Here is a 14591-nt window from a genome sequence, read left to right on the forward strand (position 1 = left end):
CATTGCAAATTGATGTAAAAACCACATTTTTTACTTCTTTCACAACATTAACTCTCCAATACATCGGGATAATTTTACATTGGTCTCATAATTAACGGCATACAATTTCATAATACCCCCGAAATTTGAAAGCAGTCGAGAACATAGACCAAAATTATTTAATCAAACAGCTCCCCACCCCTACCGCATTTGTTGGTAAAAATGGAGTTGTGATGGATGCATCCGACTCCTGGTTGGAGATTTTTGGTTTAGTACCGACAAAGAAAAAGCGCAAGCTTAAAATTCTTGATTTTTTTCCAGAAGCTAAAGACTTTCAAAACAACAACGCCTTTTCCCTCAAACACAAGAATATTATAAATGACAACATTAGTCATTTTGAAAGTTCCTTTACCCCGTGGTTTGATGACAATGAGAATGTTTTGGGTTCCATTATTCAAACAAAGGATATTACATCCGAAGTAGAGAAGGAATTGGAGATTGAACGCCTTAAGAATATTCTTAAATACAAATCTGAAGCAGCCAAAATTGGATGGTGGGAATATGATGTCTTAAATGAAGAAATATTTTGGTGCGACGAAACTAAAAGAATACATAAAGCCCCCGATTCTTACCGACCCGATATAAATGAAGCCATAAACTTTTACAAGTCAGGCTTTAGTCAAAATAGAATTTCCATGCTCTTCCACAATGCGATGACCAAAGGCGATTCGTATGAAGTTGATTTGATCATCCTTACTTTTAAAGGAGAAGAGCGATGGGTACGTGCTACTGGAAAACCCATTTTAAAAAATGGTAAGGTGGTAAAACTCTTTGGAACCTTAAAGGACATTCATGAACAAGTGATGGCCGAAACCAAAATCAAGGAAAACCAACAGTTGCTCACCACTTTAATCGATAGCTTACCCTTGAACGTCTATGTCAAGGATTTGGAATCCAAAAAAGTTTTGGTCAACAAGGCAGAATGCGATTATCTAGGTAAAAGCGCTGCAGAAATTTTGGGCAAATCGGATTTTGACCTTTATGATGAAAAGATGGCGCAAATTTCACGTGAGGAAGACTTACTGGTAATGAAACACCTTAAACCCATTTTGGGGAAGGAGACCGAAAGTGCCAAGAAAGATGGAAAAACCACCTATTTCCTAACCTCAAAAATTCCACGTTTTGACCTTGACGGCCGCGTAAATGGCCTTATTGGAATTAGCATGGATATTTCGGCCATTAAAAAGAAAGAAGAACAGCTTCAAAATTTGATCAGTATTACCACTATTCAAAACAAGAAGCTAGTAAACTTCGCACATATTGTCTCCCATAACCTTAGATCACATTCAGCCAACTTCTCCATGCTTTTGGAGTTTTTGAACTATGAAGAAAATCAGGAGGAAAGAGGAAAAATATTAAAAATGTTAAACCACGCGTCGGACAATTTGTTGGAGACCCTTGAAAACCTAAATCAAGTAGTAGATGTCAACACCAAAACGCCGCAGTTAAAAAAACAACTTAACCTACACGATAGCATTGTTAAGGCACAACAGAACATTGTTGCATTTAGCGAGAAAAACAAGGCACGGATCATAAACAACATCCCAAAACAAATAACTGTTTCGTCTGTGCCTGCCTATTTGGACAGTATTATTCTTAACCTGATTACCAATGCGATCAAATACAAAAAACCCGACTTGGACCCTGTGATCACCATAGATGCATTTCTCGAAAACAATCAAGTGTGTTTACGCGTATCCGACAATGGACTTGGTATTGACCTAGAAAAGAATGGGGATAAAGTGTTTGGCATGTACAAAACTTTCCATCAGCGAGAAGATGCCAAAGGTTTTGGCCTGTATTTGGTACGAAATCAAATTGAGGCCATGGGCGGAACCATAACCATAGAAAGTGAAGTTGATAAAGGCTCGTCCTTTAATGTGTATTTTAATGAAGAAAATGAATAGTATTTTTATTGTAGACGATGATCCGATCACGGTATTCGGAATCAAAAAAATGTTGAAACCTGTTGCTGGTTGTGCCGATATCCAAATTTTTCAAAACGGCAAGGAGGCATTGAACGAAATACAAGAACGAGTTGGAGGTAGTTTATTGCCCGAAGTGATTTTTTTGGATATTAATATGCCCATTTTGGATGGATGGGGCTTTTTGGAAGAATTAATCTCCATGAACATTCAACAACCTATTACTATAAATGTGATAACATCCTCCATTGATCCGTTGGATTTGGAGAAATGGTATTATTACAAAGCCCGTTGCCCACATACTCTAAATTTTAAGAACAAGCCCATTTTTAAGATAGAATTGGCTGACCTTGGGTACATTAATGTGGCTTCATAAACATATTATATTGTATTTTTGGTTTGCAAGAAAAACATTATTGTGCCAACCAAAGTTCCCTTAGTTAATTTGAAGTATTTAGTTTTTTTAACCTCACTAGCCCTATTTTTTATCTCCTGTGAAAATAAAACGCAGGATGAAAAACCATCATATCAAACCTTTTTTGAGGCCTCGGAAGGAATGGAAACTCCTACCTACCAAGCAACCATTGATTACTACATAACCCTTGCAAGGGATTTTCCAGAAATCAACATTCATACCATTGGCAAAACCGATAGCGGTTATCCGTTGCACATGGTCACCTACAATCCTGATGGGGATTTTAATTATGAAAATATCCGAAAGGAAAAAACCATCATACTCATCAATAATGGAATTCATCCAGGGGAAAGTGATGGAATAGATGCCACCATGATGCTCTATCGTGATTTGGCCACAGAAAAAATCAAAGCACCTGAAAAAACGGTTCTTGTAACCATTCCTATTTACAATGTGGGTGGTTCCCTCAATCGAAATTCAGCTACTAGGGCCAACCAAAATGGACCTGAAGAATATGGTTTTAGAGGAAATGCCCTGAATTATGATCTAAATCGGGATTTCATTAAAATGGATACGCAGAACGCAAAAACGTTTGCACAGATATTTCATACGGTTAAGCCCGATGTATTTATCGACAACCATGTAAGCAACGGTGCCGATTACCAATATGTGCTAACACACCTGTTCACCCAACACAATAAATTGGGAGGAGAAATGGGAGCCTATCTGCATGACAGTTTTATGCCCGACATTGTAGGGGCGTTGGCCAACAAAGAATGGGACATCACTCCTTATGTAAACGTATTCAATATGCCGCCAGAGCAAGGGTTTAGTCAATTTATGGACCACCCAAGATACTCCACAGGTTACACTACACTTTGGAGCACATTAGGCTTAATGGTGGAAACCCATATGCTAAAACCGTACAAGCAAAGGGTTGAAGGTACCTATACACTAATGGAAAGCCTGATTGAGGTAACAGAAAAAGAGCACGATAACATAAAGAAGCTCAGAAAAGAAACCTTGGAGAACAATTTGGAGCTCTCCGAATACTACTTCAATTATGAGGTGGATACCACCCAAAGTAGCGCCCTAAACTTTAAAGGTTTTGAAGCTGAAATCATGACAAGTGAGGTCACTGGATTGCCCAGATTAAAATACAACAGGGAAAAGCCCTTCACCAAAGAAACGATTTACCAAGATTATTTTATTCCAAAAGATACTATCAGTGTTCCTGATGCTTACATTGTTAAACAAAGTTGGCTACGCGTAATTGACCGCTTAACGACCAATAAAATCCAATTTTTTAAATTGGAAAAGGATACCACATTAACCGTGGAAGCCTATAGTATTGTGGATTACGATACGAGGAACAATCCGTACGAAGGACACTATTTGCATTCCGACACAAAGGTTTCAAAAAGCAACAAGCAAATCCATTTTAGGGCTGGAGACATTGTAATTCCAACAAAACAACCAGGTATTCGATACCTTTTGGAGACTTTGGAACCTCAAGGTGTGGATTCCTTTTTCAACTGGAACTTTTTTGATACCATGCTGCAGCGCAAGGAAGGTTTTTCACCCTATGTTTTTGAAGACATCGCACTGGATATGTTGCAAAAAGATTCAACTTTACTACAAAATTTTGAAGCCCAAAAGGAACTGGACCTCAATTTTGCCAATAACTGGTATGCGCAATTGAATTGGATTTTTGAGCGCTCGGAGCATTTGGAAGAAGCTTACCTATCCTACCCTATTTATAGAATCTCTAAGGATAGCGACGCTTCAGGAATTCTTAATCGCTAAGGCCAATCTTCGAATAGAATTTTAATGTTGTGGTATGACTTTTTAAGTGCCTTTTTGGTTTTTCTACGTCCTTTCCACTTTACTTTTTTAATTCCTTCAGATTTTTCAGCAATCAACTTTCCCGTATATTCCGTGGTCATTACAAACCAATGGGTCTCTTTTAATCGAAACTCTCCGTTTCTTTTAAAAATATGATAAGTGGTTTTTAAAAAACGTTCAATTTTCAGGTTTTTAACCCCTGTTTCTTCTTCCACCTCACGAATAGCGGCATTTTCAATGGACTCGCCTTTATCCACTTTACCTTTGGGCAAATCCCATTTATTGTTACGATAGATAAAAAGCACTTTGCCCTTTTTATTTATAACAAAGCCACCGCCAGCTACAACCACAGGAATCTTATGCTTGAAAAGACTCAAGGTTTTATCTTCGTCGGGATGATAAAAATAAGCCTCCTTTATTTTCTTCTTGGACAAAAGGGAGATAGCTTCCATTATGCTGTCACCTTCCAAAGAAAACAAGTTTCCATTAGCATCCTTTGGACGTTTGTTCGTCAAAATCATTGGAGACTCATTCACAAAAACTTCATACATTTGCGCAATGGTTTTAGATAAAGAAATTGCCAAAAAAACAGCTGAGCTGCTTTTACAAATTAATGCAATAAAGTTGGAACCCGAAAATCCTTTTACATGGGCTTCGGGATGGAAATCTCCAATCTATTGTGACAACAGAATTATGCTGTCTTACCCAGAAATTCGAAATTTTGTTCGGGAAGAGATGGCCAAACAAGTCGAAAGCCTTTATGGCAAGCCCGATGTGATTGCGGGTGTGGCCACTGGTGCCATTGGTATTGGTATATTGGTAGCTGAAGCATTAGGTCTTCCTTTTGTATATGTGAGACCTGAACCTAAATCGCACGGTAGACAAAATCAGATTGAAGGGTATTTTGAACCTGGACAAAGTGTGGTGGTGATTGAAGATTTGATCAGCACAGGAAAAAGTAGCCTTAATGCCGTTAGAGCTTTAAAAGATCAGCAAGCCAATATAAAAGGAATGCTTGCTATTTTCACTTACGGCTTTCCTGTTTCCACAACCAATTTTGAAGCTGAGGACATTGAACTACATACCCTTTCAGATTACGAACATTTGATTGAGCAAGCTTCCGAAACCCATTACATTAAAGAATCCCAATTAAAAACCTTGTTGGAATGGCGCTCCAATCCACAAGAATGGAAAAAATAACAAACGCATCATGCACATAGAAGCAACTAAAAAACAAGTCGCCAAAAGCGATAAAGAAGTTTTTGAATTTTTGACCGACATCAAAAACTTTGAAACCTTAATGCCCGATAACATTGACAAATTTGAAGTGCTGGATGAGAACACTTTTAAGTTTGCCCTAAAGGGAATGCCAGAAATTGTGTTGCGTTTAAAAGAGCAAAATCCGAACGACAAAGTAGTTTTGGGTGCAGCCAGTGATAAACTACCTTTTACACTAACCGCAAACATTACTTCATTGGGTGAAAATGAAAGTGAAGTAGCATTGAGTTTTGAAGGGCAATTCAATGCCATGATGGCCATGATGATCAAATCTCCGATTACCAATTTTATGGAAACTTTGTCCACTAACATGGACAAAATAGGTCAGTAGAGCAAGGTAACTTCCTTTAGATCGAATTCTTTTAAAATATGGTCCTCTAATTCGAGTACCAACTTTCCTGTTGAAGTCACTTTTCGGATAAATCCTGGAAACATTTCTCCGTTTTCATCCTTAAATGTTGAAGGCTTGTCTTTTCGGAACAATATGTTCTCGTAGGCTGGCAACAACTGCTTCACGGTTTTACCTTCCATATTTTCCGTGTAAAACTTTATCCGCCCGATAATCATATTCAAAAGCTCATCCAAATCATATATTTGACCCGTAATGGATGAAAGCGATGATGCTTTGTCCAAATTTTCAAATTGGGTTTGGTTCACATTCAATCCAATTCCGATAATGGATTGATCCACTTGATTCCCTTTTAACATATTTTCAATCAAAATGCCACATATTTTGGTGACACCTGACATAATGTCGTTGGGCCATTTCACCTTTACATTTGGAATATTTAAGCTTGTCAGCACATCATAAAGTGCCATGGATACGCTAATATTCAATATAAATTGTTGGTCGGCCCTAAATGCATCAAACTTTTTTAAAATACTGAATGTTAGATTTTTACCGCCTTCAGATAGCCAAACCGTTCCTATTTGCCCCCTACCCTTCAGTTGTTTTTTTGCCACAACAACGGAATAATCAGGCAGGTTTTCCGACTTATTTAAAGCCCGCAAATACAGATTTGTAGAGTCCGTGGCATCAAGTTTGATTATTCGAGATAGTTCGCCCAAAGTGGTAAGCCTTATTGATTTGTTAAAAACTAAGGCTAAGAAAACAAAAAAAATATAACTTTGTAGAAACTAAAATTTTTGAATGCAGAAAACGAAAGCTAGCGCAGATGAATTGATTGCCTTGATTTTAGAAGGGATAGAGGAAGTTAAAGGAGTTGATATAAATCTATTGGACCTTAGGGAAATCGAAAATACTGTGTGCGACTACTTTATTATCTGCAACGGTACTTCCAATACGCATGTAAACGCAATTGTATCCTCCATCCAAAAAACCGTTAGTAAAGCAATTCACGATAAACCTTGGCATATAGAAGGTTCAGAGAATGCTGAATGGGTTTTAATGGATTATGTAAATGTTGTGGTCCATGTATTTCAAAAACATGTTAGGGAATTCTACGACATCGAAGGTCTTTGGGGAGATGCCAAAGTAACCATGGTGGAAAGCAGCTACAATTCATAAAAAATAATGGCAAAAGAGAACAATACAAATAATACCCCTAAAAAACCACGTTTTAGCTCGTGGTGGATATATGGTGTGGTTATCGCTTTAATCATTGGTTTCCAATTTTTTGGTGGAAGCAGTTTTTCAAGCACTGAAAAGACGACTACATCCGAATTGCAAGAATTTTTGCGCAATGGAGATATATCCAAAATTGTTATCATCACAAATACACGACAGGCAAAAGTTTATCTTACAGAAGAAGCCTTAAACAAGGATGTGCACAAAGGAGTGGCTCAAAAACCATTGCTGCCATCTACCAGTTTAGTGCCTCAATATGTGTTGGATTACGGGGATTTACAGATTTTTCAGAACGAAATCACCGAAATAAAAAAGGAAAATAACCTAGATACCATTGTAGAATTCGACACCGAATCCAATGTAATAGGCGAAATCTTCCTAACCCTACTACCTTTTGCCCTTATTATAGGTATTTGGATCTACTTGATGCGAAGAATGTCAGGTGGTGCAGGCGGTGGTGCTGGTGGACAAATTTTCAATATTGGAAAGTCCAAGGCTAAATTGTTCGATGAAAAAACAGATACAAGAACCTCTTTCAAGGATGTTGCTGGATTGGAAGGTGCCAAAGAAGAAGTTCAAGAAATTGTGGAGTTCTTAAAGAACCCCGATAAATACACCTCTCTTGGTGGTAAAATTCCAAAAGGAGCCCTTTTGGTTGGCCCTCCAGGTACAGGTAAAACCCTTTTGGCAAAAGCCGTTGCAGGCGAAGCTAAAGTGCCTTTCTTTTCACTTTCAGGTTCCGATTTTGTGGAAATGTTCGTGGGTGTAGGTGCATCTAGGGTACGTGATTTGTTCAAACAAGCAAAAGATAAATCCCCAGCCATCATTTTTATCGATGAAATTGATGCCATTGGTAGAGCTAGGGGCAAAAATAACTTTACAGGTTCCAATGATGAACGCGAGAACACATTGAATCAATTGTTGACCGAAATGGATGGTTTTGGAACCAATACCAACGTTATTGTATTGGCCGCCACCAACCGTGCCGATGTATTGGACAAGGCCTTAATGCGTGCAGGTCGTTTTGACAGGCAGATTTATGTAGATCTTCCTGACTTAAATGAAAGAAAGGAAATCTTTGAAGTTCACCTTCGTCCGATCAAAACCGCAGAAACTTTGGATTTGGACTTTTTGGCCAAGCAAACGCCAGGTTTCTCTGGTGCAGATATCGCCAATGTGTGTAACGAAGCTGCCCTTATCGCTGCTCGTAAAGAGAAGAAAGCGGTGACAAAGCAAGATTTCTTGGATGCGGTAGATAGAATTGTTGGTGGTCTTGAAAAGAAAAACAAAATCATCACTCCAGAAGAAAAGAAAACCATTGCTTTCCACGAAGCTGGTCATGCCACGGTAAGCTGGATGTTGGAACACGCTGCTCCACTAGTAAAAGTTACTATTGTTCCCCGTGGACAATCTTTGGGTGCAGCATGGTACTTACCTGAAGAACGCTTGATTGTTCGTCCTGAGCAAATGATGGACGAAATGTGTGCCACCATGGGAGGTAGAGCCGCGGAAAAAGTAATTTTCAATAAAATATCCACTGGTGCTTTAAGCGATTTGGAAAAAGTGACCAAACAAGCTAGAGCCATGGTTACCATTTATGGTCTTAACGATGAGTTGGGCAACATCACCTACTACGACTCCTCTGGCCAGAATGAATACGGGTTTACCAAACCATATAGTGAGGAAACGGCACAAAAGATTGACCAAGAAATATCCAAAATAATTGAAAAGCAATATCAGCGAGCCATTAAATTGTTGGATGAGAACAGAGACAAGCTCACAGAATTAGCTGAAAGACTTTTGGATAAAGAAGTTATCTTTAAAGACGATTTGGAAAAGATTTTTGGAAGAAGACCTTTTGAAAAAGAGGAAGAGGAGCTGGAACCAGAACCAGCTAAGTAATTGTAAAGTCGAACCAAAATCAATTCGTAATTTTATTGAGTAAAAAATAGAACAGACACCATAAATGGGAGTTTTTAAAAAACTTTTTGGAGGAGGAAAAAAGGTTTCCAAGGAAACCGCGGAAACCCGTGGCGACCATATGCCCGACCTAAAAATCCCCGTAGATGAAAAGTTTACTATTTATTTCAAGAAAAATGGTGGAAAGTTTATTTACTGCGAAGACTTCTCAGAAGTTTCCGAAGCACTGAAAAGTATTATTTCAGAAAACGACTGGCAAAACCAACTGCTCTATTCTTTAGATCCTCGGTTAGAGACACGTTTTGCATCGGAAAACCTAAAATTCACGGATAATCGGGGTGAAAGCAATATCTTTTTTACCACTTGTGAGCATTTAGTGGCGCACAATGGTTCCATTTTGGTTTGTTCCAATCAGATCAAGGAAAAGAAATTGAACGAACTCCCCTCCAACCTCATTGTTTTTGCTACAACCAGTCAATTGGTCGACTCCATTAGCGAAGCATTAAAAACCATCAAAGAACGCTATCAGAAAAATATTCCCAACAATATTACCACGTTGAAGCACTTTCAACCTACGCCAGAAAACAAAGACGATTTTCTTTCTTATGGCAGCGCATCAAAAAATGTATATCTTTTACTATTAGAAGATTTCTAAATACATGAGAGAACTCTTGCGCCGCTCCATTACAGGGGTAATTTATGTAGTATTGCTATTGGGCACCGTATTTTTAAGTTCGGATGCCTTCGACTTTTTGTTTATGGCATTCGGTTTGGCCTGTCTTTATGAATACAAGCGCATTGTTCACCTTAAAGGTTATTATCTTTTTGCAGCCTATTTGGCCCTTTGGTGGGTTTTCATCTATTTGACCAATGATTCAACCGCAATTACCATTTTAATGTTGTTGACCATTACGGTGGATGTTGCCTTGCTCATGTTTTTGTTTTCCAAAAAACCAAGAACATTTACCGATGTCCAAAAATTTGTGATTGGATTGTTTTATGTTGGTGGCGGATGCATTTTCTTGACCATGATTCCTTATAAATCAGATCAATTTGCCCAATTTTTGATCATGGGTATCTTTATTTTGATATGGGTAAATGACACTTTTGCCTACTTGGTTGGACGATTATTTGGGCGTACAAAATTATTTCCTTCAGTTTCCCCTAAAAAAACCATTGAAGGTTCTGTAGGAGGACTTATTTTTGCATTGGTTGCAGCATACTTTTTGTCTTGGTACGAAACTAGACTTTCCATTATGGAATGGATGATCATGGCAGGGGCAATAGTTGTAGCTGGAAGTTTGGGCGATCTTTTGGAATCCAAATTCAAACGTATGGCAGGGGTTAAGGATAGTGGAGCTATTTTACCAGGCCACGGCGGTATTTGGGACCGATTAGACAGTTTGGTGTTTGCCGCACCTTTTGCGTATTTGATTTTAACTATTTTCCCCTATGTTTCATAAAGAGGGTCAAAAAATAATCATTTTCACTTTTTTCTTAGTGGTTGCAGCAGTTCTTGCGGCACAATATTATATTGATTTGGAATGGGCCCGATACACCGTTCAATTGGCGGCATTGTTTATATTGATTGCCATCCTTCAATTCTTTAGAAACCCAAAAAGGCTTGTCACTCCTAATTTTGATGACATTTTGGCCCCCGTTGATGGTAAAGTAGTGGTTATTGAAGAAGTGTACGAACCTGAATATTTTAAGGAAAAGCGCAGACAGGTTTCCATATTTATGTCGCCCGTAAACGTGCACGTAACAAGATATCCCGCAAGCGGAACCATAACCTATTCAAAATACCACCCAGGAAAATATTTGGTAGCTTGGCACCCTAAATCAAGCACTGAAAACGAAAGAACCACAGTGATTCTGCATACCCCAAAATTTGGTGAAATAGGTTATCGCCAAATTGCTGGAGCCATGGCAAGACGCATCGTAAATTATGCCGAAGAAGGGGAACAAGTAGCCCAAGGGGAAGATGCTGGGTTCATTAAATTTGGATCAAGAGTGGATTTGTTGTTGCCATTAAACTGCAACATTACCGTAAAACTTAATCAGAAAGTTGTTGGAGCAAAAACCTGTATTGCTTCTTTTAGGCCAGAAGATGATCAGTAAAGACTTACATAATCGATTTAACGATGCTGTAGACTTTGTAAACAGTTACACGGATCCCATTCCTGCTGATTTACTTTTAAAACTATATGCCTACTATAAAATCGCTAAAAAGAATTCTGACAACCCTGGCAGTAGAACTCCTTTGATCAATGCTTTTAAAGCCAATGCATTATTTCAGGCCAAAAACATTGGAATCAAGGAAGCCATGGAAAAATATACCGCCCTAGTAAATAAAGAGTTGAAAAAACTTTAAGAAACCAAATCAGGAGAAATAAGAGACTTTTCAAAGAAAGTAAAGTAAATCCCTCCGAAAATGGTTATCAGAAAATACACGGCCACCCAGTAACTCCCAAGGGGTAAAAAACCATCCAGACCAAACCAATCGCTAGTCAAATAAATTAAGGCCAAACCTGCCACTCCCCTAATCACCTCAATCCAAACCGCATACGATTTTCGATCCATTAAAGTGGTATAACCATAGATTCCAACAAAAATATAAGCTCCAAAAAGCAACAATCCATCAAACCCAATTTCGGAGTAATTGTAGAACATAAACAACATGAGCATAGTTGTCATAATCAACTGAAAGAGCGCGTAGCCTTTAAATACTGTTGATGTTTCGGGCTGGTACTTTTTAAAATTATATACATTCTCTATAATCTTTACAGGATATTTTATTTTGACATCTTTTGGTCTCCAGCCTGTCGGCATAAACCAAATTCGCATTTTGTCCAAATAATTTCTTGTTCGCCAAGCATCCTGCATCAATCGCCATAAATGTTGAAAGTTGATGATAATGGGATTCCAAGTCTCAGCTGGTTTTAATACTCCATATTGTGGTGGCACCTCATCCAATTCCTCTTGAAAAGTGCCGAACATACGATCCCAAACACAAAATATCTGACCTAAATTTTTATCAATATATTCTTTGTTGATGGCATGATGGACCCGATGTTGCGAAGGTGTTACGATGACATATTCCAACCACCCCATTTTACCAATATGTTGAGTATGGTACCAAAACTGGGCAAACAAATGTATGGGTGCCAAAATAGCAATCACTTTTTCGGGCACTCCCAAAACCGCAGCAGGAATCAACAATAAGGCATAATACCCCAATAAATTTGAAATGGGTTGACGAAGCGCGCAGGCCAAATTAAATTCCTCACTGCTATGATGAATTACATGTTGGTTCCAGAAAAAGTTAATGTGATGACTCAAACGATGGTTCCAATATCCTGCAAAATCCAAAGCAATAAAAGCCACTACCCAAACCAACCAAGTCGATTTGATTTCCAATAAGGCTAAATGCTCCAATAAAAAGGGATAACTCACGAGAATTAATACGAGCCCCAAAGAATCCTTGACCACATTGGTGAGTCCAGAGCTTAGGCTACTCACCGTATCCATTACATTGTGCTTTTGGTTTTTCACAAATCGTCCATAGAGAATTTCGACCAAAACCAAACCAATAAAAAATGGAGTAGCATATAACAAGGCTGTTGCATATGATTCCATTGTAAAAGTTTAAAGTTAATTCTGTGCAAGCATTGGATTATGCCCTATGAATTTACTCTAAATTTTTAAATAACTGAATATCATTTGCATCGGTTAAATCTGGAATGTGTTCCGACCTAGGAATACAAAGCACACTTTTGGGCTTCTCAATTACCAAAACTCCAACTGCTTTTGGTAGCTCCTTCTCGTTTCGAACAGGGTCGATTGGGCAATTTTCCAAGTAAGGGTAAATTTCTTCACCATAGAAACTGAAAATGTTCATGCTCACCCTTAATTCTCCTTGGGCATCTTTGTAATTTGGAATTTCATTCATTTCGGGTTTTTCTACGATCTGTTGTAAAAAACCATCCTCCGAAATATCCATCAATGCAAATTTGGCAATACGATCTTCGGTAAAATCGAAGCCCGAACTGGCATAGCTTATTAAAGCATTGGCAGCTTTACGTTCACTCCGAAGGTCTTTCAATGCTCCGACTGAATATAAATTATCACCATTGCAGACCGTAAATGTTGATTGCTTTAATTCTGGGAATTGGTCTAAACATTGTTGAAGCGCATCCGCAGTACCCAAAGGCTTTTCCCTTCCTTCGGGCACATATTGCTTTGCAATGAAAACATTTAATTGTTCTGCCAAACCTCCAGATTCCATTAAATCTTGAAAAGCTCCATTTTCTGGACTAGTGATTAAATACAAATTTTTGTAGCCTGCTTCCACCGCATTTTTTGTCAAATAATAGAGGAAAGGTTTCCCGTTTTCACCCACTGGAATCAAGCTTTTATGGGGAATATTATCCATAATCCCTTTATGGGATGAAGAGGTTTGCAAACTCCGTTTCATACGGGAAGAAGCTCCTCCCACCATAATTACCAAACTCTTGTTTTCCATAAACTATGTTGTGATTTCCACTTCATAAACGGCTTTTGCACCAGCATTTAGAAAAGCCTGTTTTACCTCATCCTTATTTTCATTTTCTACCATGGCCACCATACAACCACCACCTCCAGAACCAATGGTTTTTGCTCCAATGGCTCCTGCTTTCTCAGCCGCATCCATCATTTGCACCATTTCTTTTGGAGTATTTTTGATTTGATGTTGAAGTATGGTTTGGTGTTGGTTCATTAAATCGCCCAAAACTTTTAGATTCGGCGAATTCTTTAAAAGCTCTTCTTTAGCTGACAAGGTGATATGATAATTATGAATGGCCGCATACCAATACCCTTTCAAATCTTCGGGTACCAAATCCACATATTTTTCATAGTCGGTCAATTGAGCATTTTCCAATTCAAACTCTGGATGTACCTCTTGAACAGCTTCGACTGCATTTTGTGCATAGACCCTTGCATTTTTTAACACTTCCAAGGTTTTCTTTGCCAAGCCAGATTCTGCCACCAACAATGTTCCCATATCAGCACTTAATCGTGTGCTTTCTCCAGATTTAGTATCGATGTAAATCAATCCGCGTTGCGCAATGGTATATTGATCCATTAGACCTCCTGGTTGGTCAAAAAACAAAACCTCTGCCTCATAGGCCCATCGACCGATTTGATGATCGCTCACCAAAACAGGCTCTTCTTGGGATTCGATCAAGAATCGCAACCATGCAACAGTCAAAGCTGACGAACTTGACAACCCTGCATTCACTGGAATATTTCCTGAGATTTCAATGGAATACCCTTGATAAAACTGGAAGTCATTTTGTTTCAAGACAGCCATGCACGACCTGAAATAGTCATCCATTCCCACCTCTTCCAAGTCATCATTTATGGAAATAGCGACCACTTCCTCCAAGTCCTTTAAATGCAGTACAAACGCATCCTCAACAATTGGTTTGGCGGTTAGATTGATGTATCTATCAATTGCACCAGCAATCACAGGAAGACCTAAATAGTCCTGATGATCCCCGTAAAAACAGATACGGGCGGGAACTTTAATTTGAATCAT

General features: G+C 38.6%; 16 protein-coding genes. 11 read left to right on the forward strand and 5 right to left on the reverse strand.

Going from position 1 to position 14591, the window contains the following annotated elements; all coding sequences use genetic code 11:
- The first annotated feature begins 125 nt into the window (after positions 1–125).
- From BLQ18_RS16060 to BLQ18_RS16070, 3 genes are all read left to right on the forward strand, one after another.
- On the forward strand, positions 126–1946 hold the full coding sequence (locus tag BLQ18_RS16060; protein ID WP_245668168.1) for a PAS domain-containing sensor histidine kinase: 1821 nt from the start codon (positions 126–128) through the stop codon (positions 1944–1946).
- Positions 1939–2340, forward strand: a complete 402-nt coding sequence (locus BLQ18_RS16065) for a response regulator (protein WP_245668169.1) — start codon at positions 1939–1941, stop codon at positions 2338–2340. The genes BLQ18_RS16060 and BLQ18_RS16065 overlap by 8 nt, the downstream gene beginning before the upstream one ends.
- Before the next feature lie 69 nt (positions 2341–2409).
- Positions 2410–4185 (forward strand): M14 family metallopeptidase, encoded by a 1776-nt coding sequence (locus BLQ18_RS16070; RefSeq protein WP_090299363.1) that lies wholly within the window; start codon positions 2410–2412, stop codon positions 4183–4185.
- On the opposite strand, the gene BLQ18_RS16075 is transcribed toward BLQ18_RS16070, so the two are convergent.
- Positions 4182–4775: an NUDIX hydrolase gene (locus BLQ18_RS16075; protein WP_090299162.1), complete on the reverse strand. Its 594-nt coding sequence runs from the start codon at positions 4773–4775 to the stop codon at positions 4182–4184. The genes BLQ18_RS16070 and BLQ18_RS16075 overlap by 4 nt on opposite strands.
- A gap of 7 nt (positions 4776–4782) precedes the next feature.
- Between BLQ18_RS16075 and pyrE the strand changes: the two genes are divergently transcribed.
- The gene (gene pyrE, locus BLQ18_RS16080; RefSeq protein ID WP_090299165.1) at positions 4783–5424 is read left to right on the forward strand and encodes an orotate phosphoribosyltransferase; all 642 of its coding nucleotides are present in this window, start codon (positions 4783–4785) and stop codon (positions 5422–5424) included.
- Positions 5425–5434: 10 nt separating this feature from the next.
- Positions 5435–5833, forward strand: coding sequence for an SRPBCC family protein (locus tag BLQ18_RS16085; RefSeq protein ID WP_090299168.1), 399 nt, complete (start codon positions 5435–5437; stop codon positions 5831–5833).
- Here the strand turns inward: BLQ18_RS16085 and BLQ18_RS16090 are convergent.
- Positions 5827–6570: a biotin--[acetyl-CoA-carboxylase] ligase gene (locus BLQ18_RS16090; protein ID WP_090299171.1), complete on the reverse strand. Its 744-nt coding sequence runs from the start codon at positions 6568–6570 to the stop codon at positions 5827–5829. The genes BLQ18_RS16085 and BLQ18_RS16090 overlap by 7 nt on opposite strands.
- Before the next feature lie 82 nt (positions 6571–6652).
- Here BLQ18_RS16090 and rsfS point away from each other — a divergent pair, with 82 nt between their 5' ends.
- The 6 genes from rsfS to BLQ18_RS16120 all read left to right on the forward strand — a co-directional run bounded on the left by rsfS (position 6653) and on the right by BLQ18_RS16120 (position 11384).
- Entirely contained in the window at positions 6653–7030 is a 378-nt protein-coding gene (rsfS, locus tag BLQ18_RS16095) for a ribosome silencing factor (RefSeq protein ID WP_090299174.1), read from the forward strand.
- 6 nt (positions 7031–7036) lie between these two features.
- Positions 7037–8992, forward strand: a complete 1956-nt coding sequence (gene ftsH / locus BLQ18_RS16100; protein ID WP_090299177.1) for an ATP-dependent zinc metalloprotease FtsH — start codon at positions 7037–7039, stop codon at positions 8990–8992.
- Positions 8993–9056: 64 nt separating this feature from the next.
- Complete coding sequence (locus BLQ18_RS16105) at positions 9057–9665, forward strand: LUD domain-containing protein (RefSeq protein WP_090299178.1); 609 nt, start codon at positions 9057–9059, stop codon at positions 9663–9665.
- A 4-nt stretch (positions 9666–9669) separates the two neighbouring features.
- Positions 9670–10473, forward strand: coding sequence for a phosphatidate cytidylyltransferase (locus tag BLQ18_RS16110; protein ID WP_090299181.1), 804 nt, complete (start codon positions 9670–9672; stop codon positions 10471–10473).
- On the forward strand, positions 10463–11131 hold the full coding sequence (locus BLQ18_RS16115) for a phosphatidylserine decarboxylase family protein (protein ID WP_090299184.1): 669 nt from the start codon (positions 10463–10465) through the stop codon (positions 11129–11131). The genes BLQ18_RS16110 and BLQ18_RS16115 overlap by 11 nt, the downstream gene beginning before the upstream one ends.
- The gene (locus BLQ18_RS16120) at positions 11121–11384 is read left to right on the forward strand and encodes an acyl-CoA-binding protein (protein ID WP_090299187.1); all 264 of its coding nucleotides are present in this window, start codon (positions 11121–11123) and stop codon (positions 11382–11384) included. Before BLQ18_RS16115 ends, BLQ18_RS16120 begins: the two co-directional genes overlap by 11 nt.
- Here the strand turns inward: BLQ18_RS16120 and BLQ18_RS16125 are convergent.
- From BLQ18_RS16125 to BLQ18_RS16135, 3 genes are read right to left on the reverse strand one after another with little or no spacing between them, the layout of a single operon-like run.
- Entirely contained in the window at positions 11381–12649 is a 1269-nt protein-coding gene (locus BLQ18_RS16125; RefSeq protein WP_090299190.1) for a sterol desaturase family protein, read from the reverse strand. The genes BLQ18_RS16120 and BLQ18_RS16125 overlap by 4 nt on opposite strands.
- A gap of 52 nt (positions 12650–12701) precedes the next feature.
- Positions 12702–13535: a sugar phosphate nucleotidyltransferase gene (locus BLQ18_RS16130; RefSeq protein ID WP_090299193.1), complete on the reverse strand. Its 834-nt coding sequence runs from the start codon at positions 13533–13535 to the stop codon at positions 12702–12704.
- A gap of 3 nt (positions 13536–13538) precedes the next feature.
- On the reverse strand, positions 13539–14591 hold the full coding sequence (locus BLQ18_RS16135; RefSeq protein ID WP_090299197.1) for a mevalonate kinase family protein: 1053 nt from the start codon (positions 14589–14591) through the stop codon (positions 13539–13541).

Source organism: Flagellimonas zhangzhouensis, from assembly GCF_900102925.1.
GTDB lineage: Bacteria > Bacteroidota > Bacteroidia > Flavobacteriales > Flavobacteriaceae > Flagellimonas > Flagellimonas zhangzhouensis.

Bases quoted from the DNA above. Each gene is read 5' to 3' on its own strand.
- BLQ18_RS16065 (WP_245668169.1), top strand. From the start codon at position 1,939: ATGAATAGTATTTTTATTGTAGACGATGATCCGATCACGGTATTCGGA.
- BLQ18_RS16075 (WP_090299162.1), bottom strand. From the start codon at position 4,775: ATGTATGAAGTTTTTGTGAATGAGTCTCCAATGATTTTGACGAACAAA.
- pyrE (WP_090299165.1), top strand. From the start codon at position 4,783: ATGGTTTTAGATAAAGAAATTGCCAAAAAAACAGCTGAGCTGCTTTTA.
- BLQ18_RS16085 (WP_090299168.1), top strand. From the start codon at position 5,435: ATGCACATAGAAGCAACTAAAAAACAAGTCGCCAAAAGCGATAAAGAA.
- rsfS (WP_090299174.1), top strand. From the start codon at position 6,653: ATGCAGAAAACGAAAGCTAGCGCAGATGAATTGATTGCCTTGATTTTA.
- ftsH (WP_090299177.1), top strand. From the start codon at position 7,037: ATGGCAAAAGAGAACAATACAAATAATACCCCTAAAAAACCACGTTTT.
- BLQ18_RS16105 (WP_090299178.1), top strand. From the start codon at position 9,057: ATGGGAGTTTTTAAAAAACTTTTTGGAGGAGGAAAAAAGGTTTCCAAG.
- BLQ18_RS16110 (WP_090299181.1), top strand. From the start codon at position 9,670: ATGAGAGAACTCTTGCGCCGCTCCATTACAGGGGTAATTTATGTAGTA.
- BLQ18_RS16115 (WP_090299184.1), top strand. From the start codon at position 10,463: ATGTTTCATAAAGAGGGTCAAAAAATAATCATTTTCACTTTTTTCTTA.
- BLQ18_RS16120 (WP_090299187.1), top strand. From the start codon at position 11,121: ATGATCAGTAAAGACTTACATAATCGATTTAACGATGCTGTAGACTTT.
- BLQ18_RS16125 (WP_090299190.1), bottom strand. From the start codon at position 12,649: ATGGAATCATATGCAACAGCCTTGTTATATGCTACTCCATTTTTTATT.
- BLQ18_RS16130 (WP_090299193.1), bottom strand. From the start codon at position 13,535: ATGGAAAACAAGAGTTTGGTAATTATGGTGGGAGGAGCTTCTTCCCGT.
- BLQ18_RS16135 (WP_090299197.1), bottom strand. From the start codon at position 14,591: ATGATTCAAATTAAAGTTCCCGCCCGTATCTGTTTTTACGGGGATCAT.